This window comes from Arthrobacter sp. P1_A5, from assembly GCF_056406825.1.
In genome coordinates, this window is the sequence record NZ_JBFTZL010000296.1 from 1 (window position 1) to 2,788 (window position 2,788).

The window sequence follows — 2,788 nt, forward strand, 5'->3', positions numbered from 1 at the left end:
GCTCCATGCTGGTGTCCCGGTTCGCCGCGGGACTCCCCCACGGCGCCTTCTTCGGGGTCGCGGCCGTGATTGCCGCCTCCCTGGTGGYGCCGACCAAGCGGGGTTGGGCCATTTCGATGGTCATGGCGGGGCTGACGGTATCCAACGTCGTTGGCGTCCCCTTCGCCACCTGGCTGGGCCAGAGCTACGGGTGGCGGCTGTTGTTCCTGCTGGTGGGCCTGATCGGCATCATTACGCTCTTCATGCTGTGGAAGTTTGTCCCGTTCCAGAAACCGCACGCCGATGCCAGTTTCCGCAGGGAGCTCGGCGCGCTCAAGCGGCTGCAGGTGTGGCTTGCCATCCTGGTCGGCATCGTCGGCTTCGGCGGTTTCTTCGCGACCTACACCTACATTTCGCACACCATGACCTCCGTCGCCGGCCTCCCGGCGGTCTGGCTGCCGCTGGTCGTGGCGCTGTACGGCGTGGGCATGGTGGTGGGCAACATCGTTGGCGGCCGGATCGCCGACAAGTCCGTCATGGGCACGATTTACTGGGTGCTGCCCGGCACGGCGGTGGCACTCGTGGTTTATGCCGTGGGCGTCCACTGGGCCTGGTCCGCGCTGGTCATGGTGTTCGTCGTTGGCGCCGCCGGGTCCATGCTCGTTCCCGCCCTGCAGACGAGGCTGCTCGATGCGTCCCCGGATGCACCGTCGCTGGCCTCCTCGCTGAACCATGCTGCGCTCAACGTCGCCAACGCCCTMGGTGCCTTCCTGGGGGGCCTGGTGATCGCCTGGGGCTGGGGATACGTCGCTCCCGCGCTCGTGGGCGCCGTCCTGGCCGTGCTGGGGCTCGGGGTCGCCGCCTTCAGCGGCGCCGTAGAACGCCGGCGGCCGCTGGCCTCCTAGCCACCCCGCCGCCGCGGCGCAACAGCCGCGGCAGAGGTACCCCGGCAGAACAGCCACGGCAACGGCAGAGGAAGAGGCAGAGGCCGAGACCGAGGTACCAGCGCGCAAATGCTCCAAAAAGAACAGCAGTCCGGTCCAGTGAAGCACTGGACCGGACTGCTGTTTTGTTGAGGGGCGTTCCATCTGTCGGCTGCCGTTATCCTAGTGGCTTCCGTTATCCCTAGTGGCTTCCGTTCTCCCTAGGGGCCGGGCGGCTTAGGGGGCGCTGACGCGCTGCACGTCCGGTTCCAGGTAGATGACCCGGGCAATCGGGACGGCTTCGCGGACCCGGACCTCCGCGTCATCAATCGCCTTCGCTATGTCCTGGCCCGAGTCCGAGCGGCCGATGCTGATCTTGGCCGCCACCAAGAGCTCCTCAGGGCCAAGGTGCATGGTCTTGAGGTGAATGATGCTGGTGCCGCCGGCCTCGATCGCGCTGCGGATCTTGGCGACGTCATCGCGGGTGGCCGACTCGCCCAGCAGCAGCGACTTGGTTTCCATGGCCAGGACCACGGCGATCGACACGAGCAGCAGACCGATCATCGCGGTGCCGAGGGCGTCCCAGATGCCGTTCCCGGTCAGGAGCGTCAGGCCCACGCCGAAGAGCGCGAACACCAGGCCCACGAGGGCACCGAAATCCTCGAGCAGGATGACCGGGAGTTCAGGCTGCTTGGCGTTGCGGATGAATTTAACCCAGCTTTGCTTCCCGCGGAGCGGGTTGGATTCGATGATCGCTGTCCGGAACGAGAAGGACTCGGCAATGATCGCGCCGATCAGGACGGCCAGCGGCACCCACCAGAAGTCCCCTTCGATGGCGTGCGGGTGCTGGATTTTTCCCCAGGCCTCGTACAGTGCGAACAGGCCGCCGACGCTGAAAAGCACAATCGAAACGATGAAGGCGTAGATGTAACGCTCGCGGCCGTAGCCGAAGGGGTGCTCGGGGCTGGCTTCCCGCTTTGCGCGTTTGCCGCCGAGCAGGAGCAGCAGCTGGTTGCCTGAGTCTGCGAGGGAGTGAATCGCCTCGGCCAGCATTGACGAGGACAGCGTCAGAAAGTAGGCGACGAACTTCAAAACGGCGATGGTCAGGTTTGCGGCCAGCGCCGCGAGAATCGCCTTGGTACCGCCATTTGCAGCCACGTGAGCTTCTCCTTATGGGGTTCTTCCGGGGTATATGCGAACACCGGAAGAACCCAGCGCCCACAAGGAATACCGTACCGGTTTCCGGGCCGGCGCCGAACCGCGGCGGGACCAACGCTGCCACGTAACGATTGGGTAGTCCCCTGCTGACAAGCAATCCGCCCTATGTTAGCTTGAAGCCATATTCGGTATTCACAATTTGGATGCCGAAAAATATGTAGGAGGAGACATGGGCTTTCYTGGCTGGATCATTCTCGGACTCATAGTGGGTGCAATCGTCAAGGCACTCTTGCCCGGCAGGGTCGGTGGCGGCTGGGTTACCAGCCTCGTGCTCGGCGTCGTCGGCGCAATTGTTGGCGGCTGGATCGGGGACCTGCTGTTCGGCGGCGGCAAGATGGAATTCTGGAATCTCGGTTCCTGGCTCCTGGCCATCGTCGGTGGCCTCGCGGCCGCGCTCATCTACGGCGCCATCACAGGGCGCAACAAGACCACCACCTAATTCTTCAAGGCACTGGCCGCACACTTTGTGTGGGGGCGGCAGTGACAGTACGACGGCGGGGCTCACCATTCGGTGGGCCCCGCCGTTCGTTTGGCCTGCTTTTTTTGGACAGGAATTCCTGCCGGACCCGCTGGTTTCCTGCCGGGCGGCTAGGGGGTTTGCTGGGAGCGGGCGCTGGCGTACAGGCAGACGGTGGCTGCGGTGCCGAGGTTCAGGCTTTCCGCTTCCC

Annotated in this window: 3 protein-coding genes; 2 read left to right on the top strand and 1 reads right to left on the bottom strand. The window is 64.7% G+C overall.

The genetic code is table 11. The features are described from left to right. The coding region (locus AC1D1S_RS20505) for an MFS transporter (RefSeq protein WP_476995373.1) at positions 1–884 on the top strand (884 nt) is incomplete at its 5' end. A gap of 255 nt (positions 885–1,139) precedes the next feature. Here AC1D1S_RS20505 and AC1D1S_RS20510 read toward each other — a convergent pair. After that, positions 1,140–2,060 (bottom strand): cation diffusion facilitator family transporter, encoded by a 921-nt coding sequence (locus AC1D1S_RS20510; protein WP_028277247.1) that lies wholly within the window; start codon positions 2,058–2,060, stop codon positions 1,140–1,142. A 229-nt stretch (positions 2,061–2,289) separates the two neighbouring features. On the opposite strand from AC1D1S_RS20510, the gene AC1D1S_RS20515 reads away from it, so the two are divergent. After that, positions 2,290–2,559: a GlsB/YeaQ/YmgE family stress response membrane protein gene (locus tag AC1D1S_RS20515; RefSeq protein ID WP_476995374.1), complete on the top strand. Its 270-nt coding sequence runs from the start codon at positions 2,290–2,292 to the stop codon at positions 2,557–2,559. Positions 2,560–2,788 lie beyond the last annotated feature (229 nt).